The 21,348-nt window shown below is 43.0% G+C and carries 22 protein-coding genes; 15 read left to right on the plus strand and 7 right to left on the minus strand.

Annotated elements, in window-relative coordinates; translation table 11 throughout:
• Positions 1 to 10 precede the first annotated feature (10 nt).
• From NH462_RS21960 to NH462_RS21975, 4 genes are all read left to right on the plus strand, one after another.
• Positions 11 to 1,156: a peptidoglycan DD-metalloendopeptidase family protein gene (locus tag NH462_RS21960; RefSeq protein ID WP_253107752.1), complete on the plus strand. Its 1,146-nt coding sequence runs from the start codon at positions 11 to 13 to the stop codon at positions 1,154 to 1,156.
• A 38-nt stretch (positions 1,157 to 1,194) separates the two neighbouring features.
• Positions 1,195 to 2,406 (plus strand): S41 family peptidase, encoded by a 1,212-nt coding sequence (locus NH462_RS21965; RefSeq protein ID WP_010378798.1) that lies wholly within the window; start codon positions 1,195 to 1,197, stop codon positions 2,404 to 2,406.
• An 82-nt stretch (positions 2,407 to 2,488) separates the two neighbouring features.
• Positions 2,489 to 3,232, plus strand: coding sequence for a divergent polysaccharide deacetylase family protein (locus NH462_RS21970; protein ID WP_069022174.1), 744 nt, complete (start codon positions 2,489 to 2,491; stop codon positions 3,230 to 3,232).
• Between the two features lie 9 nt (positions 3,233 to 3,241).
• The gene (locus NH462_RS21975) at positions 3,242 to 3,727 is read left to right on the plus strand and encodes a GNAT family N-acetyltransferase (RefSeq protein WP_253107753.1); all 486 of its coding nucleotides are present in this window, start codon (positions 3,242 to 3,244) and stop codon (positions 3,725 to 3,727) included.
• Here NH462_RS21975 and NH462_RS21980 read toward each other — a convergent pair.
• Entirely contained in the window at positions 3,724 to 4,377 is a 654-nt protein-coding gene (locus NH462_RS21980) for a DUF2987 domain-containing protein (protein WP_253107754.1), read from the minus strand. The two genes, NH462_RS21975 and NH462_RS21980, sit on opposite strands and share 4 nt — an antisense overlap.
• A gap of 137 nt (positions 4,378 to 4,514) precedes the next feature.
• Between NH462_RS21980 and NH462_RS21985 the strand changes: the two genes are divergently transcribed.
• The gene (locus NH462_RS21985) at positions 4,515 to 4,934 is read left to right on the plus strand and encodes a CBS domain-containing protein (RefSeq protein WP_010378791.1); all 420 of its coding nucleotides are present in this window, start codon (positions 4,515 to 4,517) and stop codon (positions 4,932 to 4,934) included.
• Between the two features lie 60 nt (positions 4,935 to 4,994).
• Here NH462_RS21985 and pepB read toward each other — a convergent pair whose 3' ends face one another.
• Positions 4,995 to 6,290, minus strand: coding sequence for an aminopeptidase PepB (gene pepB / locus NH462_RS21990; RefSeq protein ID WP_017216562.1), 1,296 nt, complete (start codon positions 6,288 to 6,290; stop codon positions 4,995 to 4,997).
• Between the two features lie 76 nt (positions 6,291 to 6,366).
• Here pepB and sfsA point away from each other — a divergent pair, with 76 nt between their 5' ends.
• From sfsA to NH462_RS22040, 10 genes are all read left to right on the plus strand, one after another.
• Positions 6,367 to 7,086 (plus strand): DNA/RNA nuclease SfsA, encoded by a 720-nt coding sequence (sfsA, locus tag NH462_RS21995; RefSeq protein WP_017216563.1) that lies wholly within the window; start codon positions 6,367 to 6,369, stop codon positions 7,084 to 7,086.
• Between the two features lie 174 nt (positions 7,087 to 7,260).
• Positions 7,261 to 7,704, plus strand: coding sequence for an RNA polymerase-binding protein DksA (gene dksA / locus NH462_RS22000; RefSeq protein WP_017216564.1), 444 nt, complete (start codon positions 7,261 to 7,263; stop codon positions 7,702 to 7,704).
• 10 nt (positions 7,705 to 7,714) lie between these two features.
• Entirely contained in the window at positions 7,715 to 8,662 is a 948-nt protein-coding gene (gluQRS, locus tag NH462_RS22005; RefSeq protein ID WP_253107755.1) for a tRNA glutamyl-Q(34) synthetase GluQRS, read from the plus strand.
• Between the two features lie 173 nt (positions 8,663 to 8,835).
• Positions 8,836 to 10,152, plus strand: a complete 1,317-nt coding sequence (gene pcnB, locus NH462_RS22010; protein WP_029215927.1) for a polynucleotide adenylyltransferase PcnB — start codon at positions 8,836 to 8,838, stop codon at positions 10,150 to 10,152.
• Positions 10,153 to 10,635: a 2-amino-4-hydroxy-6-hydroxymethyldihydropteridine diphosphokinase gene (gene folK, locus NH462_RS22015; RefSeq protein ID WP_045965070.1), complete on the plus strand. Its 483-nt coding sequence runs from the start codon at positions 10,153 to 10,155 to the stop codon at positions 10,633 to 10,635. It begins immediately after the preceding gene.
• 20 nt (positions 10,636 to 10,655) lie between these two features.
• Positions 10,656 to 11,450 carry a 3-methyl-2-oxobutanoate hydroxymethyltransferase gene (gene panB, locus NH462_RS22020; RefSeq protein WP_253107756.1) on the plus strand — a complete coding sequence of 265 codons (795 nt, stop codon included), beginning with the start codon at positions 10,656 to 10,658 and terminating at the stop codon, positions 11,448 to 11,450.
• Between the two features lie 85 nt (positions 11,451 to 11,535).
• Complete coding sequence (gene panC / locus NH462_RS22025; protein ID WP_010378775.1) at positions 11,536 to 12,384, plus strand: pantoate--beta-alanine ligase; 849 nt, start codon at positions 11,536 to 11,538, stop codon at positions 12,382 to 12,384.
• 9 nt (positions 12,385 to 12,393) lie between these two features.
• A complete protein-coding gene (locus NH462_RS22030; protein ID WP_017216570.1) occupies positions 12,394 to 12,624 on the plus strand; it encodes a hypothetical protein in 231 nt (76 codons plus the stop codon).
• 331 nt (positions 12,625 to 12,955) lie between these two features.
• On the plus strand, positions 12,956 to 14,149 hold the full coding sequence (locus NH462_RS22035) for a porin (RefSeq protein WP_253107757.1): 1,194 nt from the start codon (positions 12,956 to 12,958) through the stop codon (positions 14,147 to 14,149).
• 11 nt (positions 14,150 to 14,160) lie between these two features.
• Complete coding sequence (locus NH462_RS22040) at positions 14,161 to 14,568, plus strand: phosphate ABC transporter substrate-binding protein (RefSeq protein ID WP_010378767.1); 408 nt, start codon at positions 14,161 to 14,163, stop codon at positions 14,566 to 14,568.
• Between the two features lie 77 nt (positions 14,569 to 14,645).
• Here the strand turns inward: NH462_RS22040 and NH462_RS22045 are convergent, their stop codons facing one another.
• The 5 genes from NH462_RS22045 to NH462_RS22065 form a co-directional block, all read right to left on the minus strand.
• Positions 14,646 to 16,268: a HAMP domain-containing methyl-accepting chemotaxis protein gene (locus tag NH462_RS22045; protein ID WP_010378764.1), complete on the minus strand. Its 1,623-nt coding sequence runs from the start codon at positions 16,266 to 16,268 to the stop codon at positions 14,646 to 14,648.
• A gap of 210 nt (positions 16,269 to 16,478) precedes the next feature.
• Positions 16,479 to 17,447: a phosphate ABC transporter substrate-binding protein gene (locus NH462_RS22050; protein ID WP_017216573.1), complete on the minus strand. Its 969-nt coding sequence runs from the start codon at positions 17,445 to 17,447 to the stop codon at positions 16,479 to 16,481.
• A gap of 77 nt (positions 17,448 to 17,524) precedes the next feature.
• On the minus strand, positions 17,525 to 18,853 hold the full coding sequence (gene phoR / locus NH462_RS22055; RefSeq protein WP_010378759.1) for a phosphate regulon sensor histidine kinase PhoR: 1,329 nt from the start codon (positions 18,851 to 18,853) through the stop codon (positions 17,525 to 17,527).
• Between the two features lie 51 nt (positions 18,854 to 18,904).
• Complete coding sequence (phoB, locus tag NH462_RS22060) at positions 18,905 to 19,594, minus strand: phosphate regulon transcriptional regulator PhoB (RefSeq protein WP_010378755.1); 690 nt, start codon at positions 19,592 to 19,594, stop codon at positions 18,905 to 18,907.
• Between the two features lie 295 nt (positions 19,595 to 19,889).
• Positions 19,890 to 20,843 (minus strand): porin, encoded by a 954-nt coding sequence (locus NH462_RS22065; RefSeq protein ID WP_253107758.1) that lies wholly within the window; start codon positions 20,841 to 20,843, stop codon positions 19,890 to 19,892.
• Between the last annotated feature and the right edge of the window lie 505 nt (positions 20,844 to 21,348).

The raw sequence follows: 21,348 nt of genomic DNA on the forward strand, positions 1-21,348 counted from the left end.
GCCTGCCTGTATGCCGTTAAAAACGACATTTCACTATGCCGCACTTCTCGGTGCGGCATTACTCATGCCAACAGCGCCCGCTGTTGCCAACGAATCTAGAACCAAACAAGACTTAAGCGAAGTTCAGCAACAGCTTAAAGCTAGCCAACAAGCGTTAGAAAAGCAGCGCGGTGAAATTAACAGTCACGAAGCCAAGCTCAAAGCCTTCGAACTTGATATCGCCAAAAGTGCCAAAGCTATCTCACTCACAGAAGTAGGGATCAAAGAAAACCAAACCGAACAGGCCGAACTTAAAAAGCAAGAAAGCACGCTGTTAAACGACAAGAAAAAATTTGAAAAGATCCTTGCGGCTCAGCTAAAAAGTGCCTACATGACGGGCTCTCATGATTATTCCAGAATGTTACTTAATCAAGAGCATGCAACAAAGCTCGAGCGCACCATTGCCTATTATGATTACCTAAATAAAGCACGCATTAAACAACTCGAACAACTCAAATCTATCGGCCAAGAATTGGCACAGACTCAAGCTGAGTTAGCACAGACGCAAGCACGCTTAGAAGCGCTACAAAACCATCAAAATGAACGCTTGGAAGCGCTCAAAAAGGCGCAGAAAGAACGCCAAAACCAGCTTGCAAACCTAAATAACAAACTCAGTGAAACACGCTCTGCTATCGCATATTTAAAAGAAAATGAGCAAACCTTAATCCAAACTTTAGAAGAGCTTGCCAAGGCACAAAGAGAAGCCGAAGTACGCTTAGATGGACTAGCCAAACTCAAAGGCAAAATGAGTTTACCGGCCAAAGGTCGAATTAAGCATAAATTCGGCCAAAGCAAGCATGCAGGCATGAATTGGAAGGGCGTCCTCATTGGCGCAAAAGAAGGGGCTGAAATTGCGAGTGTCGCTCCCGGTCAAGTTGTGTATGCAGATTGGTTAAATGGCTTTGGCTGGGTTATTGTGCTTGATCATGGGCATGGTTTTATGAGCCTATACGGCCACGCTCAAACACTACTTCGCGATGTTGGCGATCAAGTTCGCAGTGGTGAAGTGATCGCTTTGGTAGGACAAAGCGGCGGACAAAGAGATCCTGGTCTATACTTTGAAATACGGCATAAGGGAAGCGCTGTAGATCCGATAAAATGGTGCAGATCCAGTTAACTGAATAACCCGTGCTGCACCTTGATGAGGAGCAGCACATGAATAGACAAACCCGTTTTTACGCGCTTGCAGCGCGCTATGTTGCATTATTAAGCTTCCTGCTTTTGTTAAGTTTTAGCGCTTTTAGTCACGCGTCTACACAAAAGTTTTCGGCTCAAGAAATCGATGAAATCCTGTATCATATCCACACCTATTATGTTGAAGACTTACCTCTCAGTCGCTATAACGCAGGCAACTTGTCGAGTCTCTTTGACAATTTAGATCCCTACTCTAAATACCTCAACGAGGAAGACTTGGAATCCATCTTCAGTGCAGCAAATGGGCGCTACACAGGGCTTGGTATTGAAGTCGAAGAGCAAGATAATTACGTGATTATCTTGGATACCCTGCCCAACTCACCTGCAGCTCAAGCAGGAATAGAGAGCGGTGATAAACTCCACGCAATCAATGGCGCTAATGTCGCGGGCAAATCGATAGAAGAAGTGTCTGCCCTACTCAAAGCTGCAAATAAAAACCTCATCAATTTAGTGGTATTAAGACAAGACGAGTTAGTTGCACTTGAGCTTAAACGTCAAGAGATAGTCATTGAAAGTGTCGCCAGTAAACTCTTAAACGACGGTACCGGTTTTTTGAGTGTCAACAGTTTTAACCACCACACCTATCATGATGTTGCAAGACACATAAACCGACTACAAGTACAGTTAGGCAGTCCATTGAAAAAGCTGGTTATTGATTTACGTGACAACCCCGGCGGCACACTTAATAGTGCAGTGGCAATCTCAGATCTTTTTTTAGATAGTGGCACAATCGTCACGACCAAAGGCCGCTTCTATGACGCCAATCAGGCTTACATTGCAAAGCGGGGAGATATTTTAAATGGTGCGCCTATTTTGGTATTAATCAACAATAATTCCGCTTCAGCTGCCGAGATTTTAGCGGCCGCACTCAAGGATAATAAACGTGCCTTAGTCGTTGGCTTACGTTCCTATGGTAAAGGTTCAGTGCAATCCTTGATCCCGATTGGCAATGGTACTACAGCATTAAAGTTAACGACAGCGAGATACTACACACCTGCGGGTACATCAATTGAAGGTAAAGGCATAGAGCCCGATGTATATTTTACCAAACAAGCGCTTTCCCTGTTGGATAAAAGCGCTATAATCACTGGTGAAGAATCAATCAAAACAACAGGTATTGAACAGCTAGCCTCGCATTGGCCTAAGGCGCTAGCGTTAGTTCAATCACAGTAAATTAAAAAACGGTCCTGTAGGGCTGTAAACTATAATAATAATTTGTGTGCTAAAAAAAATAATCGGGATAATACTGACCTGCATGACTTTTGCAGTGCCAGCAAAACAGTTTGCCATTGTTATAGACGACATTGGCAATCACCAACGTGACTTAGAGTTGCTGTCTTTACCGGGTGGGATCACCTTTTCGATCCTGCCCCACACCCCTTTTTCTCAACAATTTGCCTTTGCAGCCAGCCGCCAACAACGCGAGCTTTTATTACATGTGCCAATGCAGGCACAAGACACGGAAAAGGCCCTTGGCCCGGGCGCATTAACTATCGATATGGAAAAGTGGCAGTTGCAAATGACACTTGGCAATGCGCTATCGACGCTACCTCAGGTTAAAGGCGTAAATAATCACATGGGCTCAGCATTAACCGAACAAATAGAGCCAATGAAATGGACAATGGAAATACTAAAAAAGCGCGGATTATACTTTTTGGATAGCCGTACCACTAGCCACAGTCAAGCCCAATATGCTGCCAACCTTTACGGCGTAAAAAACGTCGCTCGACAGGTCTTTCTAGACAATGATGTATCCACTGAGGCGCTCAACAAGCAGTGGCAACATATGCTTAAGCTACTTGATAATCACGAGCATGTTATTATCATTGCACACCCATATAAGGAAACCGCCGCCTTTCTTGCAGCCAAGTTAGCAGAGCTTGAAAGTATTGACGCCAAACTTGTTCCCGTGTCTCAACTGGTTGAACAAAAATACGTACGACTTGCAGAAATTGCTGAGCAGCATGCTATTTCCGGGCAATTAAGACTCCAAGAATAAAGATTAACAATGATTATCATCAGACAGTTTCAAAGCGGCGAAGAAGCCGAGTTACGCAAGCTTATGTTTGACACTATACGCTCGGTAAATATACAGCATTACTCCAATAGCCAAGTTAATGCATGGGCATATAGCGACGTTGCCGATAAAGGCTGGCAAGACCGATTACGGAGCAATCAGCCCCTTGTCGCCGTACTAAATGGTAAAATTGTTGGCTTTGCCGATATCCAAGCTGACGGTCTTATTGATCACTTTTTTTGCCATGCAGAACATCAGGGCCAAGGCATAGGTAAAGCACTTATGCTCGCACTCTTAGAACACAGCAAAATAACCAACACAACGCGCTTATTTTCCCATGTTAGTAAAACGGCTAAACCTTTCTTTGAACATTTTGGTTTCCAAGTGATAAAGGAACAACAAGTGAACGTTCGCGGCGAAGTGTTAACCAATTACCTGATGGAAAAGGATATGCCCGCCTACTACTATCTCCCCTAGTCAATGGGCGCAAACTGCGTTGGTAAGGCACTAAATTGCAAAGATGGGTTTTGCTTCATCCACTTTTTCTTATTCGGGATTTGGATCTTAAACTCATCATCCGTCACAAACTTTTGAGTTTTACCCTTCTCATCCACAAACTGAATTGATGCAGGTTCGGTAAATGTAAACTCTAGTTCATCAAAGCTTGGAGCAAGCCAAGACAAGCTACCTGCCATCAACTCAACAAAAGCGTCCATATCCTCTAAAAGGATAAACAAATCGCGATACATAACCTGCTGCATAGTCAACGGCGCTATATCCGTATTGACCATAATCGCAACAGCATCTTTTTCTTGATTGATCACTAAATTAACTTTATCAGCACGTGACTGCGGGAGAATAGGTAGGTCAATATTGCCGTCTTTATCTATGATACCATCAGCAATGATCTTGCCATCTTGCTCCAGCCATAGCTTAATATCCTCTAGCGCGATATCAGGCTGCTTCACTTCCACTGTAAATTTAGACAAGATATATTGCGATTGCGCTTTGTTGGCGATTAAATCTAGAATTTGATTAATCTCACCATATTCAACACGTCGCTCAGCGGCGAAAACAGAGTTGCAAAGTAAGCTCGCAACAGCACCGAACATCAGTAACTTTTTCATTGGGTTATCCTTTCTTATTGTTATCTTCATAAGAGGAGTACTTCGAGAAATAGTTCAAAACTTGATCTCAATTCCATACATGCCAAATAGATCAGGCTAAACTCAACATAAGCATATGGAGTGAAAAGGAGTAGCAGATGACCCAAACCGTAGCTGATTTAATGACCCCAGATCCGTTCGCAGTGATTGCTGAAAATACCTTGCAAGATGCGCACAATTTAATGAAAGAAAAAAATGTTCGTCACATTCCTGTGATTGACGAAGCAGGAGCCTTGGTTGGTATGCTCACGCAAAAGATTATGATCGCCAAGGTAATGGGAATAATGGCAACCTATGGCGCAAATGCGCTTGCAAGAAAAGAAAAGCAAACAAAAGTACAAGATATTATGGCGACCGATTTTGCGAGTGTGCGCCCAAGTCAATCACTACAAGATGTGGTGCGCTTTTTTGTCGATAATCGCCATGGCTGTATGCCTGTGGTAGACGAGCAAAACAAATTGGTTGGAATACTAACATCATCGGACTTTGTGCGACTCGCTGCTGCACTTTTGTCTTAAACGTGGTAACAAGCGAGTGTATTCCACTGTCTCGCGGAATACACTCAGCTAACGGCATGATTAGGCTTTTTCTTGAAGCGTTCTCGCTACGGTTCTCATACCTAACGTCGTTGCACCTGCAGCCCATTGACCACTAGCGCTATTTTGGAAAGAAGCCGCAAGATCAATATGCACCCAGCCTTGACCTTCATTTGGTACAAAGCGAGACAGGAAACCCGCTGCATTTGATGCACCACCAAAGCCGCCACCTTTTTGGGCTCGGCTGTTAGCTGTATCCGCATAAGGCGATGGACAGTTATTTTGATGCCACTTTTCTAGAGGCAGTGGCCACGCGGCTTCAAATTCGTCACTCGCGAACTGCTGTACATCACCGACAAGCGCTTTGTCTAAACCAAATAGCGCATTGTACTCTTGGCCTACAGCAACGAGCGCAGCGCCCGTTAATGTCGCGGCATCAATAATAAGCTCTGCGCCTGTTTCACCGGCAGCCATCAAGCCATCAGCAAGCACTAAGCGACCCTCTGCATCGGTATTTACGATTTCCACTGTGGTACCATTTTTGTAGGTAAGAATATCACCTAACTTATAGGCATGGCCTGAGATAAGGTTCTCAGCACAACATAGGAACAACTTAACACGACGGTCAAAACCACGTTGAATAGCCAGCGCTAAACCAGCCGTTACGGTTGCCGCACCACCCATATCACACTTCATCGTAAGCATGCCTTCACTTGGCTTAATTGAGTAACCACCTGAGTCAAACGTGATCCCTTTACCCACAAGTGCAGCGCTAACTGGAGCGTCATCATTACCCGTCGGATTGTAGTCAAGCTCAAGCAATACTGGTGGACGCTCACTGCCGCGTCCCACTTCGTGGATACCAATCCATTGCTGCTCTAACAGCGCGTCGCCTTTAATGATTTGATAGCTAACATGCTCAGGTGCCAATGACTGAATAAACTCAGCTGCTTTTCCAGCAAGGCTTTCAGGATAAATGTCTTCGGCCGTGCCGTTGATCATCTGACGCATCCATGTTGCCGACGCTTTTAATGCATCAAGCTCTTTTAGATCTGACTGGTCGTTGTCAACAAACACCACACCATCTAATGCCTTTGGTGACACAAAACCTTGATAAAAAGCCCATTGAGATTCAGTACACCACAAGTCACCTTCTAGATGAACTTGTTTAATCCCTTGTTGTGCGATGCTACGAGCCGCTTTTTGAATATTTTTCAGCGTTTCGTCTTGTTGTAAATGGATAAAAGCACCGTCCTTTTCAAACGACAATGCAGCACCAGCAGATAAATACTCTGGTTTTGCGTCTTCACTCAGTCGTACAATAAATTTCTCTGACATTCTCTTTTCACTCTTGTGCTTGTAAGTGTGGTTAAGTGTACACTAGCCACTAAATACACCCAACCTAAAGCGACCAATGAAGTTTTCTAGGCAATTACAACAAGCAACCTTGCTCAAACGATATAAACGCTTTCTTGTCGACTTACGCGCCCCAAGTGGTGACGAATTCACCGTTCACTGCGCCAATACTGGTAGAATGACCAATTGTGCAGACCCAGGATTTACAGCCTATTATTCCACCAGCGATAACCCTAAACGAAAGTACATTCATTCGTTGGAGCTGACGCAAGATAATGATGGTCATTTTATTTGTGTAAATACAGCGGTGGCTAATAAAGTGTCTGTTGAGGCCATAGAGCAAGGAAGAATAACGCAACTGCAAGGCTACAAAACACTTCAAACTGAGGTGAAATACGGGGCTGAAAATAGCCGAATTGATATTTTGTTGAGCAGCCTCGAAAATGGACAATCCTCGCAATTCTGCTACGTTGAAGTAAAGTCGGTGACTTTGCTCGAGCAACAGCAAGGTTTTTTCCCTGATGCAGAAACCTTAAGAGGTCAAAAACATCTTAGAGAATTAATCCACATTAAACAGCAAGGTCATCGTGCGGTGTTACTGTTTGCCGCGCTCCATACAGGGATCAATTGTGTCAAACCAGCCAGTCATATCGATCAAAAATATGCAGCGTTAGTAAAAGAAGCAATTTCTCATGGAGTAGAAATCATTGCTTACCGAGCACATATTGACGACAACCAAGTACAATTAATTGAAGAAATTCCTTTTGATTACGCTTGACTTTTTTCATGCTGCCCACATATAGCCGTGATAGTTTTCTCCCCCAAATAGTTAAACATTGAAAAAAGTGGCTGACATTTGCAGTAAAAAAGTGTTTGCTAAGGGGTAAAGATTTTGCTATTTATACCCGCCGGCGAAAGCTGGGGTTATGTATTAAGGATTTAGGAGAATGGTATGCCAGACCAGAAAAAACTAGGGTTATTGGCTCAAGCCGGTGTAGAGCCTTATCAAGAAAAGCCAGGCGAAGAATACATGAATGAAGCACAACGTGCTCATTTCAAAGCGATATTAGAAGCATGGCGTGCCGATCTACGTAATGAAGTAGATCGTACTAAGACACACATGCAAGACGAAGCGGCAAACTTTCCTGATCCTGTGGACCGTGCAGCGCAAGAAGAAGAGTTTTCTCTTGAACTGCGTACTCGCGACCGCGAGCGTAAGCTAATCAAGAAAATTGAGAAAACACTTCAACTTATCGAAGATGATGACTTCGGCTTTTGTGAGTCGTGCGGTATTGAAATCGGCATTCGCCGTTTAGAAGCGCGTCCAACAGCTGATCTTTGTGTTGATTGTAAATCTCTCGCAGAAATCAAAGAAAAACAACAAGGCAGAGGATAATCTCAGCCCTGTGTCCCCAAGCTTAAAGCAAACTGGGAGCTATCGCGGTCGATTTGCTCCCTCGCCTTCTGGACCGCTTCATTTCGGCTCTCTAGTGGCCGCCCTGAGTAGCTATTTAGATGCAAAAGTCAATCAAGGTAAATGGCTCGTTCGTATCGAAGACATAGATACACCGCGCGTAGTTGCGGGTGCTGCCGACAATATATTAACCACTCTTGAAGCATATGGCCTTTATTGGGATGAAGACGTTGTCTATCAATCACAGCGCCATGCTCTATACCAAGCCTATTTGACGACACTGAAATCAGACTCCCTTGTGTATGCATGTCAATGTACAAGAAAGCAAATTAAAGCAATGGGTGGGTTTTACAACAATCATTGCCGAGCTTTAGCGCTAAGTTGGCAAGATAATGCTTTGCGCCTACAGCAGCGCTGTCCAGTTACTGAGTTTAATGATGCAATACAGGGCACGGTTGTCATTCCCCCTGCAATTGCGCATGAAGATTACATCGTTAAACGCCGCGACGGCTTATTTGCTTATCAATTGGTGGTGGTCGTTGACGACATAGAGCAAAAGATTAGTCATATCGTGCGTGGTGCCGACCTGCTAGAACCCACAGCAAGACAAATTAGTTTATTTCGACAACTCAATCGGCCATCACCTCAGTACGCTCACGTACCACTGGCTGTCGCAGAGCCCGGATATAAGTTATCTAAGCAGAATCATGCTCCAGCTATTGATAACCGCAACCCGTTACCAACCCTTTATGCCGCGCTGCGTTATTTGTATGTGCCAATTGATTCTCTCCATAATTATCAAGATATTGAGGCATTACTGGCTCACGCTATTGACATTTTTAGTCTAGATCGCGTTCCTAAAGTACAAGAAATTCAACTAGACTCTCTAGAAAATGGCGATTTTGCTTTTCGCCCACTGTTTTCAAGTACTTCAATTTAGTCTCATTTGAGTATATGATAGCGAGCCTTAAATGCGACCTGTTTTAAGACAAAAGCAGTGGTTCACAACGACTAGAATAGAAAACTTGATTGCTCAGGAGACGAGTTATTATTTCCAAGCTTGTAAACTTTTGCCGCCAGTTTGTAACTGGAAAAGGCGATGAGACGGTGAAAATGGCCAGCCCGACACCTGCGATAATTCCTCGCAGCGAGCATGGTATATCTCGTAAACAATTTAGCCCTAACGCTATCAAAGTGCTCTATCGCTTAAAAGACGGTGGCTATGATGCCTACCTAGTTGGTGGTTGTATCCGCGATATCATGCTAGGAATAGAGCCTAAAGACTTTGATGTCGTTACCAATGCGACACCTGAACAAATCAAAAAGCTCTTCCGTAACTGTCGCTTAATAGGTCGTCGCTTCCGTCTTGCGCACATTGTTTTTGGACGGGAAATTATTGAAGTTGCCACCATGCGTGGCCATCATCAAAGTGATGACTCTTGTGCCACGACAAGTCAAGCAAGCGAACACGGGCAGCTATTACGCGACAATGTCTACGGCAGTATTGAAGAAGACGCCGAGCGCCGCGACTTTACTATCAATGCGCTATATTATTCGATCAATGACTTTACTTTACGCGACTTTGCCGGTGGTGTTGCTGACATTAAAGCGCGTAAAATTGAGCTGATTGGCGATCCTGAAACTCGCTATCGCGAAGATCCGGTACGTATGCTGAGAGCTATCCGCTTTGCAACCAAACTGGATATGGAGATTGCTACGCCGACCCGCACTCCAATTAAAGCATTAGCGCCGTTACTTGGGCACATCCCAGCTGCACGCTTGTTCGAAGAAACGCTAAAGCTATTTTTAAATGGTAAAGCGGAAGAAAATTTTCTTCAAATGCGTGAATACGGCTTATTTGCACAATTATTCCCCGCGCTCGATAAAATCCTAGCACAGCCTGATAATGACTTTGAACGTCGCTTTATTCAGCAAATGTTTGCCAATACGGATAGCCGTATCAACGCGGATAAAAAAGTAACCCCTGCATTTATCTATGCAGCACTTTTATGGTTCCCTATTTTAGCTAAAAGCGAAGCGCTCGCGGCCGAAGGTATGAATGAATATGATGCCTTTATGCAAGCCATTAATCACGTCCTTGCTGAAAATGCTAAACACGTTGCAGTGCCTAAACGCTTTACTTTAGGTGCCCGAGATATCTGGCATATTCAACAACGCCTAGATAAACGTTCAGGCCAGCGTGCATATCGCCTAAGCTTGCAGCCGAGATTCAAAGCCGCATATGATTTCCTATTATTGCGTGTTGAAAGTGGTGAGCAAGAGCAAGAAGAACTTGCAGCTTGGTGGACTGATTACCTAAAGAATGACGTCACCGGCCAAAAAGACATGGTGCGCAACTTAGGTAACCAAAGCAAACCTAAGCGTCGTTATAATAGACGTAAGCCAAAAAGAAAACCAAAAGAAGATTAAATGAATATTGCGTACATTGGATTGGGTGCAAACCTATCCGAACCGATGGCACAAATACAGCGAGCACTCGATGTGCTCGCCGCCCATCCAGACCTCTCGCTTGTCCAGCACTCTAGCCTGTATGGCTCAAAACCTATGGGCCCTCAAGATCAACCTGATTATGTGAATGCCGTAGCAAAACTGGCGACATCATTAACAGCAGAGTCTTTACTCGATGTGTTGCAACAAATAGAGCTTGAACATGGTCGTGTACGCAAAGCTGAGCGCTGGGGACCGCGCACGCTCGATTTAGATATTCTGCTTTTTAATACCGATACCATTAACAGTGATAGACTTACGGTGCCACATTACGGCTTGAAAGAAAGAGAATTTGTCGTCTATCCACTATTAGAGATAACGCCAGAACTCAAATTACCTGATGGCACTGAGCTTGACTCTTTAACACAAAAGTTACCACTTAACGGATTAGCAATCCTCAAATAAACCAATCCAAGGGGTTTACCATGGCAAAAATTTCCGTCTCAACACTTGCCAAAATGAAGCGTGAAGGAACAAAAATAACAGCCCTCACCGCATACGATGCAAGTTTTGCAAAGTTATTTCACGACAATGGCGTAGATGTCATCTTAGTGGGTGATTCTCTGGGTATGGTTTTACAAGGTGGTGAAGACACTTTAGCCGTTACCACGGATAACATTGCCTATCACACCCGTTGTGTCAGAGCTGGTAGTAAAGAGCTATTCGTTATCGCCGATATGCCTTTTATGAGCTATTCAGATCCGCAGTCAGCCTGTCAGAATGCAGCTACCTTGATGCGCTCTGGTGCTAATATGGTTAAGCTTGAAGGTGGTGAATGGCTTTACGACAGCATTGCACTGCTTACTCAGCAAGGGATCCCTGTTTGTGGTCATTTAGGTTTAACCCCACAATCAGTGCACGTGTTTGGCGGCTTTAAAATTCAAGGTCGTGAAGAAGCACAGGCGCAAAAAATGATAGCCGATGCACAAGCGTTAGAACGTGCTGGTGCACAAATGATTGTGATTGAATGTGTGCCTTCAGCATTGGCTAAATGTATTACCGATGCCGTGGCAATTCCGGTCATTGGTATTGGCGCTGGTAAAGAGACCGATGGCCAAATTTTGGTTATGCACGACTTAGTTGGTATTTCCGCAGGCTATATTCCTAAGTTTTCGAAGAACTTCCTGCTCGAAACCGGCAACATGCCAGATGCGGTGAAAAAGTTTTGTGCAGACGTGCAATCAGGTGACTTCCCGGGGCCTGATCACGAATTTAATTAAATTTGCGATGAGCAATACTTATCGCTAAGTCCGATTCAAGCGTTTTGTTTGAGTTGGTATTGTTATTATTGAGTTAGAGTACAACATGCAATCAGTTACTGAGATTAAATCGTTACGAAGCCAGATTAAAGCTTGGCGCCAACAAGGATTAAGCATTGCCTTCGTACCAACGATGGGCAACCTTCACCGCGGTCATTTTTCCTTAGTAGAAAAAGCAAAAACCCTAGCGGATAAAGTCGTTGTCAGTATCTTTGTAAACCCAATGCAATTTGGTGCGAACGAAGACCTCGACAGCTACCCACGTACGCTTGAGCAAGACAAGCAAGGCCTTGCAGAACTAGAAACCGATATTGTGTTTACGCCTACCGTTGAAACCATATATCCAAACGGACTAAATGCGCAAAGTTTTGTTGATGTACCGGGAGTATCCGAAGGACACTGCGGTGGCACACGCCCTGGGCACTTTCGTGGCGTTGCAACGGTTGTCACAAAACTGTTTAACTTAGTACAACCTGATTTTGCCTGCTTTGGTGAGAAAGACTTTCAACAGTTACAGGTCATCAAAACAATGGTGAAAGACCTGTCTATTCCCGTTGAAGTGATTGGTGTTGCGACTCAAAGAGAAGTTTCTGGACTGGCGATGAGTTCACGTAATGGTTACCTCTCTGAATCTGAAAAAGATACTGCTAAAGTACTCTTTCAAGCGCTAAAAGCAGCAGCTGGCGCTTTAGAAAATGGCGAAAAAGATTTTTCGAAGGTAACAAAAAATGCAACAGAAATGCTGCATAATGCCGGTTTAAAGTTGGATTATTTTAACATTTGTCAAAAAGATAGCTTGAAACCTGCTACACTCGAAGATAATCAACTCGTCATTCTTGCCGCAGCTTTTCTCGGTAAAGTCAGACTGATTGATAATATTCAAGTCACAGTCTAAGGAATAATAATGAAAAATGCGTTCGCCTTGTTAGTACTTTCTACCACCCTATTGGGGTGCAGTAACTCTATCTCACCTGAGTTGAATCAGTGCGCACAACAGAATTATCAATGCGAACGCAGCTGTGAGATGCAAAACACACCAGAGACAATGTCTTTACAGATATGCACTGATAAATGTATTGAGCAGTATAATGCCTGCAAAGTACAGGCTGAAAAAATTACCGAGAGCAAACGATAGTTTGCTCTTTTTTTAGCAACTTGACCCCTTAATATTCTTTTAAATACAAACACTTTCTAACTCCCGCTGTTATTTTTTATTCACCTTTTTAGAATATTTTGCGATACAATAAACTGGTCTGATGAGATAGACGTACAGCACCAGCTTAACTTGGCTCAATACTTGGTTTACTAAATAATGTAAGCAGTGAGCACTAACTTTTCTTAATAACTTGTTATTTCTGGTTTTTATTCTAATCTCTAAGACAAAAGTAACGCTATTTTTGTGCTCATATCAGCGCTTTGAATTAGCGTTACCGACACGACTCTTTGCAAAGAAAATGGGGATCAATATGAAAAAGTCAGCAATTGCATTAGCGATAGCGCTTGGGACAGTGAGTTTTCACAGCGCCGCTGAAATCAGAATTAATGGTTTTGCTTCCATTATTGGTGGTCAAACGCTAGATAGTGACGACACACTATATGGCTATGACAATGATTTTGATATGGAAAACCGTAGCTTATTCGCCCTACAACTTTCCGCCGATCTACAAGAAAGTCTAACTGCCACAGCACAGATCGTGGGCCGTGGTCAGAATGACTTTGATGCCGAGTTTGAATGGGCATACTTAACCTATGCGATTTCAGATTCTTCACAGATAAGCGCAGGTAAAATGCGTATACCATTCTATCGCTATTCTGACTTTTTAGATGTGGGTTATGCATACCGTTGGGTTAAACCACCTCAATCTGTATATAACCTAAGCTTTAGCACCTATAATGGATTGAGCTATATCCACAACTCAACATTAGGCGAATGGGAAAGCACAGTACAGCTGGCTTTAGGTAGCGTAGATGACGACATTGTTGCTATCACCTACTCAGATGAAGCAGAGTTAAACAACACAGTCGGTATTAACTGGACACTGAGCAGAGATTGGTTTAGTGCACGTGCGGCCTACTTTGCTACCGAAGCGAGCATTAGCGCAGCTAATAGTCCTGAACTATCTGGATTGTTAGCGGGGTTGACTGGTTATGGACTAACTCAACAAGCGGATGACATCGCAGTCGACAAAGATGATGCTTACTTTGCCGCAATTGGTATTTCTATCGACTATAATGATATCTTGTTCGATGCAGAATACACTCAGTTCGACGTAGACAACAGCATACTTGCTAAACAGCAACAGTACTATGCATCTATCGGTTATCGGATTGATACGTGGACACTCCACCTAACCTACGAACACAATGAAGATAAGAATGAGAACGACGAGTTTAACTCTGTCCCACTCACCATCACCGCTCCAAATGGTGTAACCATTCCTGTCACGACCGATCCAACCAATCCAAATGCACCTTATTTAAGAACACTTGTTAATGGTGCGCTTGCAGGCGCTCGTGCAGAATCAGAAACGTGGAGTATTGGTGCTCGTTATGACTTCCATCCATCAGCTGCGTTCAAAATTGAACTAAACCAATTCGATAACACGCTAACAGATCAAAAAGTTGAGCTGTTGAGCTTCGGTATCGATTTAGTATTCTAACGGAGGCTAATATGATCAAAAAAATAATGACCTTAGGGCTACTGTTAGCCAGCCAGGCAACTTTAGCAGATGTTGCTGTTATCGTGAACTCAGCAAATGCATCGACTGTGGATGACGGTACTATCAAAAAGTTATTCCTTGGCAAAAGCAAATCATTTGCCGATGGTAGTAGTGCGACCCCTGTGAATCAGGATGGCAATGCTGTATTTGACGAATTTAACGACAAAGTGATTGGTAAATCGAGCTCTCAGCTAAATGCTCATTGGTCTAAATTAGTATTCACCGGAAAGGGAACACCTCCGAAGAAGCTAGATAGCGACCAAGCGGTAATCGATTTTGTTTCGAGCAATGCAGACGCAATTGGTTATATTGATGCAAGTAAAGTAACCAGTGCCGTCAAAGTGATAGGTAAATACTAATATTCCTTATCAAATAAAAACAGCCACTTAATGTGGCTGTTTTTATTTATCGTTTATGATTTCTCTTTGATAAAGTCCTAGACTCTAAATTTTGAGGTTGCATCTTTCAAGTTGTCGGACAATACATGGAGATTCTCTGCAACGTCTTGTACTTCATTCAACGCTTGCATTGTGTCTTGGAAAGACTGGTGCATAGATGTCACATTATTTACTACCATAGCCGCCACGGAAGTCTGCTCTTCCGTTGCCGCAGCAATTTGACCATTCATGCTATTAATTGACAGGATTTGTGCTGCTATCTGCTCAATCGACTGCCCGGTTTGTGCTGCAGCTTCAGCGTTATTAATTGCCATACTGCTTGCGCTTGTCATTGCTTTCACCGCTTGATTTGCCGCTTCTGTTAGCACATTTAAAAGCTCTCTTATCTCGTTGGTCGACTTTGCTGTTCTTGAGGCTAATTCGCGGACTTCATCGGCAACCACCGCAAAACCTCGACCTTGCTCACCAGCACGAGCCGCCTCAATCGCAGCATTCAAGGCAAGTAAATTGGTTTGCTCAGCAATTGATGTGATCACATTTAAGATTTGCGTCACGTTCTGCGTATCATCAGCTAACTTATTGATCGTCTCTGCTGCATGATTAATTTCTTCACTTAATGCTTGTGACTCGTTAACTGACACCTGAATTTGGCGCTTACTCTGCTCAACTTCCTGTTCGGCCAGCTGCGCAGCATCAGACGCCTGTGACGCCGAGTGAGAGATATCACCCACACTTAACCGCATTTCTTCCATAGATTGACGTACCACTTCCGCGTCGTGCGTTTGTTGATTCGTTGCCCCTTCAGCTTTTTCCATCCCCTGAACAAGACGACTTGAGTCTTTCATCAAAGGCTCGACGACACTCATCACCTCGACAACCGCCCCTTTTAGTAACGCAACAAATTCATTGAAGTTTATGGATACTTGGCCAATTTCATCGTGAGAGCGTACATTGAGCGTGGTGGACAAGGAGCCTTGCCCTTGCGCTAATAGTTTCAGATTTTGCGCCGCATCCTTAGCTGAGTTACCAATACCTCTTGCAATCACAACCGCTAAGAAAACCAGCACAAGTAAAGAAATAACGGCCACAATCAACATTATCGTGAGCGCGTTTGCTGAGCGCTCTTCGGTATTTTGAAGTAATTCAACAAAACGATCATTCGCGTTCGTTTTAGCCTTGGTAAAATCTGCGACTAAGCCTTCGTAGATTTCAGTTTTCTTTTTGGCATCTTCTTGGATACGGGAAAAATCAGCTGTACCATCTATCATTCCTCCAGCAATTTGTTGCGCAATTTTGCCGTATTGTGCAAGTTCGTCGCTATTATCTGAGGGCATAAAGCCACTTTGTACCGACTCAATTTTTTGCAAGTTAGCCTGGATTTGCTGTTGATATTCTTTTGCTTTATCTAATAATTCAGCATCCCCGAAGGTTACAGCTTGAGTGAATAGTTCATCTAAATTCTGCAGCTTATTTGCGTTTTCTGTGGCGAGGTTAAGAATTTTATATGTCTGCTCCTCTAATTCATTTAAGGCCCTTTGGTTAGAACTAATAGCGTTGTAATTAACAAACACGATAACCACAAAAGCGACAACCGCAACGAGCGTAATTGCGTGGATCTTTTTGGTGATACTAAGATCAGCAAAAGCAGTACCTAGACTCATATATACACCTTTTGAAGTAAGACGAGTTCATTATCGACTGATTTATTATAAATTTTAACTAAATATAGAATATTTCCAGCTTTTTTGCCGCTTGAGGATGAAGATTTAAACAAATTATTCAATCTGGGAACATAGAAGTGTGAAAATAAAAAAATGCCGCTCAATGAGCGGCATCAATAACAACAAGTAATTAGTGGGTTGAGTAATTGATTAAAGTAAACCTAACTTTTTCAATTCGCGTGTCGCCATTTCGCTAGAAAGAGGAACATAACCGTCTTTCTCAACAATCTTTTGACCTTCTTTAGACAACACCATCTTCAAGAATTCAGCCTCGATAGGTGCTAATTCTTTATTAGGGTGCTTGTTCACATATAGGTATAGGAATCGAGACAGTGGGTATTTACCCTGTGCCACATTTTCTAATGTTGCATCAACGTAGTTCGTGCCTTTTTTCGCTAGTGGTACGGTACGTACGCCTGACGTTTTATAACCAATACCAGAATAACCAATCGCATTCACTGAAGACGAGATAGACTGTACTACAGACGCAGAACCTGGCTGCTCATTAACATTATTGCGGAAGTCGCCTTTACACAGTGCTTTTTTCTTGAAGTAACCATAAGTACCAGATACTGAGTTACGACCATAAAGCTGAATATCTTTTGCAGCCCAATCACCCGTTAGACCAACATCACTCCAGCGATTTGCCTGTGCTGCCGAACCACATTTGCGTGTTGAAGAGAAGATTGAATCAACCTGTTCAATTGTTAAGCCTTCAATTGGGTTATCTTTGTGTACAAATACCGCCAGCGCATCAATTGCTACGCGGATTTCTGTTGGCTTATAACCATAACGCTTTTCAAAAGCTTCAATTTCTTTTGACTTCATCTTACGGCTCATTGGGCCGAAGTTTGCCGTTGCTTCCGTTAGTGCTGGTGGCGCAGTAGAAGAACCAGCAGCTTGGATTTGGATATTTACGTTAGGGTAAATTCTTTTATATTCTTCTGCCCAAAACGTCATCATGTTGGCAAGCGTATCAGAACCTACAGAAGAGAAGTTTCCTGAGATACCGCTGGTTTTATTATACTCTGGTAACTTTTCGTCTAAAGCAGATACTTGAGTAGAAACTAATGTAGTAATAGCCACACCCATTGCGGCAACTAAGCTTTTAAATTTCATTGGGGTCACTCCAGTTGTTGGTCCCAGTTATTTTACGCAGCTCATTGTGCAGCGATAAAATGACAATAAAATTACTCTTAAATTACACTTTTATGACTTTCATCATTTGTCATAAAAATTCGCTTTTGTTTGGGGAAAGCAAACCAAAAACGAGAGCCTTCACCCACTTTGCTTTCAATATGTAAAGCTGAGTCATGGCGAGACAACACATGTTTAGTAATTGCTAAACCAAGACCCGAGCCACCTGTTTTTCGACTTCGTGCTTTATCCACACGGTAAAAGCGTTCAGTTAGTCGGTTAATGTGTTCAGGCGCGATACCATCGCCATTATCGACAACACTAAACGTCGGCAAGTCGTTTTCTAAATACCAACGTACATGAATGTGCCCACCGGGTTTGGTGTAATGAATAGCATTAAAAATTAAATTTGAGTAAGCACTACGTAACTCATCCCCAGCCCCTTTGATATCCAAAGTCGGATCAATATCAAAAATGAGCTCATGGCCCTTCTCCTGATTAAGTGACTTCGCTTCGGTATGAATGAGATCAAGCATGGCGGGGATATTTACGGCTTTGTCATTGTCTTGCTTTCTCGCCCCTTCGATTCGAGACAAGGAAAGAAGTTGATTTACCAGACTATCCATCCGTTTACACTGATCTATCATAGTGCCATGTGCTTTAGCCCACATCGCAGGGGGTGGCATATTATCGCTATCCATCATCTCTAGGTAGCCAGCCATGACGGTTAGGGGCGTCCTTAGTTCATGAGATACGTTTGCGACAAAGTCTTTGCGCATCTGCTCTAATTGCTTTAGTCGGCTAACATCACGCGCCACTAGCATAAGCTGTTCGGCATAAGGCATTACTCGTATTTCCAACACTTGCTCATGTGCAAGCCCAGTCTCAAGCTCTAATGCTTCATCAAAGCGATGTTCATGCATGTACTTTACAAATTTAGGGTCTCGGATAAGGTTATCCAATCTTTGACCATGATCTGTAGGCCATTGCAAACCTAACACTTTCAAGGCTAATTGGTTACACCACACAATACTGAGATCTTGTTGCAGTACAACGACAGCGTCAGGGATAGCTTCAGCCCCCTCACGAAAGCGTCGGATCAGTTCAGCGAGTTCATTACGCTTTTTGCGATTACGTTGCTGAAGTTGATAGATCCCTTCAAACACTTGTTCCCAAGCGCCCTTACCTTCAGGTGGATTAAAACTACGTTGGTTGAGCAGCCAGTCGCTCAAACGATAGAGTTGTTTGTAATGCCAAACTAATAAGACGAAAGCACCGATGAAAAGAAACAGAAAAGGTGCACTGACTAAATAGCCAATTAAGGCTAGTGGTAGGAAATACAAAAACAGGCGTCTTGTTAACGCCTGTTTATCAATCACTCGATACATAGACTAAATCCATTTAGGAACCAAATAATTCAGTTCCTCTTGGAATACTAATTACAGTTTACTCGAAAAGCGGTAACCTGCACCACGTACGGTTTGCACTAAGCGATCGTGACCAAGCGGTGCGATAGCTTTACGTAAGCGACGAATATGAACGTCTACAGTGCGATCTTCAACGTACACGTTAGTACCCCATACGTGATCTAACAGCTGTTCACGGCTATAAACACGTTCAGGGTGTGTCATGAAGAAATGTAATAAACGAAACTCTGTTGGCCCCATATCTAACTCAGTGCCCGCAGATGTCACTCGGTGAGAAATAGGGTCTAAACGTAATCCGTGAACTTCTATCGCTTCTTCTAGCGACGTCGGCGAAACTCGGCGCATTACCGCTTTGATACGAGCCATTAGCTCTTTGGGAGAGAAAGGCTTTGTCACATAATCATCCGCACCAACCTCTAATCCTTTAACTTTGTCTTCCTCTTCACCTCTTGCCGTTAGCATGATGATTGGGATCTGACGGGTATATTCACTTTGCTTAAACTTTTTAGCAATTTGAATACCACTGCCTCCTGGCAGCATCCAGTCTAGTAGCACCATATCTGGATAAGGCTCTACCATAGCAGCAACTGCTGAATCATAGTCTTCCGCTTCAATTGCTTGAAAACCATTTTGCTCTAGTACGAACACCAACATTTCTCTGATAGGTGCTTCATCATCAACTACAAGTACTTTACGTGACATTCCCAATGTTCTCTCGTTACCGACGTTGTTGATGTCATTATTATGACTAACTGTGACATTTTTATGAAAGTGTAACGTGTAAACGCAAAACAAGCCAAAAAAATCTCTTTTTTGGCTACAAAGGGAATACCTTATTTATTTATAATCAACTGATTTTAATAGTACTTTATACTAAAACGTTGGTTTCAAAATAGTGTTTTCGAAATATGGACTAAGACCTCCAAGCTATACTTCAAAAGCGACGCTGCAATTCACAACCAGCACGCCTTTTGTAAGTAGCCTTACGCCTTGTAAATTAGAAGTCATATCTCAATGTGACTGCCATCGTGTTGTGATCTTCGTTGTTATCCAAAGAAAATTTAGAATACCAAAGATACATACGAGCTTGTTTACTTAAACTTTTTTCCACACCTACTGAGGCTGCATTGCCAGAGTCTTTCAGCTTACCTGCAGCCCCATCCGAATCTTGATACTGGGCAAGTAAGGTATATGACTCAATCTGGTAAGCAGCGCTCACCATAAAACTGTCTATTTCCTCATCGCTATCTATCGCTTCATTCTGTTGATACATACCACCGAGTTTAAAGTCCCCCAGCTTTCCTTGTACCGTCACGCGATTAATGTCTTGTCCCGCCACTTTATTATCATGGGCAACAGCAACATATACATTGGTTTTCTTGAGTTTGCTATCACCGTAACTTGCCGACAAAGATAAGCCATCTTCACCGTTTTGTTTGCTGTTGTCGTCGGCAATATAACTCACTGTAAACTGCAAATGATTAATAGCCGGAGTTGTATATTGCACGGTGTCACCAAGGCGATTTTCACCAACAAAGAACGAATTAATATCACCCGAAAAGTCATTCATTAAGTCCACTTTGCCTTGCGACTTTTTCATCGGTGTATCATCACGGCCGATCAGGAGCTGACCATAGCTACCTTTAACCCCAAGATACTGAGAGCGTGCTGTAAGATTATCACCTGACTTACCATCTTTGTCTTGATCCGTGATCTCAACTTGGAATTCATATTTATAAAAAATCTCAAGTCCTTCTTGCAGCTTTGCAGCTCCCTTTAATCCCATGCGAGAGTTATAACTTTCAATTGAAGTATCGCTGTCACCATCCTTATCAGAATTCTGTACACCGACATGAGCTCTACCGTATAGAGATACAGCTTCGTTTGCATAACTACAAACACTCATAGAGCAAAGGCTTAGAGCAACAAATGGTAGGTATTTCATTTTCATCTTTGATCACCTTGGATAGTATTTGGGCGCAGTACAACAAGGTTTGAGATTCTGAAGCCAGACAGAGAGGAGGTAGCGAACAGATCTCGTATTTTTAAAGTTAGACACTTTTAGCTGGAGATCAAGAAACTGACTCCGGGATCAGTATTTTATTAACTGCTGGGGATCATCCACGGTCAGGATCAGATTTTTACTAACAAGATCGTCCCCAAGATCATTTTCTTACTAACCTCTTACTACTTCACGCTCGATCAAGTTGGTATAAAAATGATCTAAGCGAAGCTAACTTATTGATCTGAGGTTTTGAAATATATCCACTTAGTCAAACAATGATCTTTGTTAGTAAAGATCTGATCCCTATTTACTTCGCTAGTAAAATGGCGATCCAAGTGTATTTTCACCTTGCAAGCCCTATTGAACATTGGCTTCCAATCAAGGATCAGATACAAAAAAAGCCTCTATTTCAGAGGCTTTTTGAAGTATCAAAGTGCGATGCACAATTTTA

Origin of the sequence: Pseudoalteromonas sp. OANN1, assembly GCF_024124685.1 — a bacterium.
Classification (GTDB): Bacteria; Pseudomonadota; Gammaproteobacteria; order Enterobacterales; family Alteromonadaceae; genus Pseudoalteromonas; species Pseudoalteromonas piscicida.

What these genes read in the sequence shown, in the direction of transcription:
- sfsA (WP_017216563.1), top strand. Translation starts at nt 6,367, where the DNA reads ATGAAGTTTTCTAGGCAATTACAACAAGCAACCTTGCTCAAACGATAT.
- NH462_RS22050 (WP_017216573.1), bottom strand. Translation starts at nt 17,447, where the DNA reads ATGAAATTTAAAAGCTTAGTTGCCGCAATGGGTGTGGCTATTACTACA.
- NH462_RS22035 (WP_253107757.1), top strand. Translation starts at nt 12,956, where the DNA reads ATGAAAAAGTCAGCAATTGCATTAGCGATAGCGCTTGGGACAGTGAGT.
- NH462_RS22040 (WP_010378767.1), top strand. Translation starts at nt 14,161, where the DNA reads ATGATCAAAAAAATAATGACCTTAGGGCTACTGTTAGCCAGCCAGGCA.
- phoB (WP_010378755.1), bottom strand. Translation starts at nt 19,594, where the DNA reads ATGTCACGTAAAGTACTTGTAGTTGATGATGAAGCACCTATCAGAGAA.
- phoR (WP_010378759.1), bottom strand. Translation starts at nt 18,853, where the DNA reads ATGTATCGAGTGATTGATAAACAGGCGTTAACAAGACGCCTGTTTTTG.
- NH462_RS21980 (WP_253107754.1), bottom strand. Translation starts at nt 4,377, where the DNA reads ATGAAAAAGTTACTGATGTTCGGTGCTGTTGCGAGCTTACTTTGCAAC.
- NH462_RS22045 (WP_010378764.1), bottom strand. Translation starts at nt 16,268, where the DNA reads ATGAGTCTAGGTACTGCTTTTGCTGATCTTAGTATCACCAAAAAGATC.
- NH462_RS21975 (WP_253107753.1), top strand. Translation starts at nt 3,242, where the DNA reads ATGATTATCATCAGACAGTTTCAAAGCGGCGAAGAAGCCGAGTTACGC.
- panB (WP_253107756.1), top strand. Translation starts at nt 10,656, where the DNA reads ATGGCAAAAATTTCCGTCTCAACACTTGCCAAAATGAAGCGTGAAGGA.
- panC (WP_010378775.1), top strand. Translation starts at nt 11,536, where the DNA reads ATGCAATCAGTTACTGAGATTAAATCGTTACGAAGCCAGATTAAAGCT.
- NH462_RS21965 (WP_010378798.1), top strand. Translation starts at nt 1,195, where the DNA reads ATGAATAGACAAACCCGTTTTTACGCGCTTGCAGCGCGCTATGTTGCA.
- NH462_RS21960 (WP_253107752.1), top strand. Translation starts at nt 11, where the DNA reads ATGCCGTTAAAAACGACATTTCACTATGCCGCACTTCTCGGTGCGGCA.
- NH462_RS22065 (WP_253107758.1), bottom strand. Translation starts at nt 20,843, where the DNA reads ATGAAAATGAAATACCTACCATTTGTTGCTCTAAGCCTTTGCTCTATG.
- pcnB (WP_029215927.1), top strand. Translation starts at nt 8,836, where the DNA reads ATGGCCAGCCCGACACCTGCGATAATTCCTCGCAGCGAGCATGGTATA.
- NH462_RS21985 (WP_010378791.1), top strand. Translation starts at nt 4,515, where the DNA reads ATGACCCAAACCGTAGCTGATTTAATGACCCCAGATCCGTTCGCAGTG.
- NH462_RS22030 (WP_017216570.1), top strand. Translation starts at nt 12,394, where the DNA reads ATGAAAAATGCGTTCGCCTTGTTAGTACTTTCTACCACCCTATTGGGG.
- NH462_RS21970 (WP_069022174.1), top strand. Translation starts at nt 2,489, where the DNA reads ATGACTTTTGCAGTGCCAGCAAAACAGTTTGCCATTGTTATAGACGAC.
- folK (WP_045965070.1), top strand. Translation starts at nt 10,153, where the DNA reads ATGAATATTGCGTACATTGGATTGGGTGCAAACCTATCCGAACCGATG.
- pepB (WP_017216562.1), bottom strand. Translation starts at nt 6,290, where the DNA reads ATGTCAGAGAAATTTATTGTACGACTGAGTGAAGACGCAAAACCAGAG.
- dksA (WP_017216564.1), top strand. Translation starts at nt 7,261, where the DNA reads ATGCCAGACCAGAAAAAACTAGGGTTATTGGCTCAAGCCGGTGTAGAG.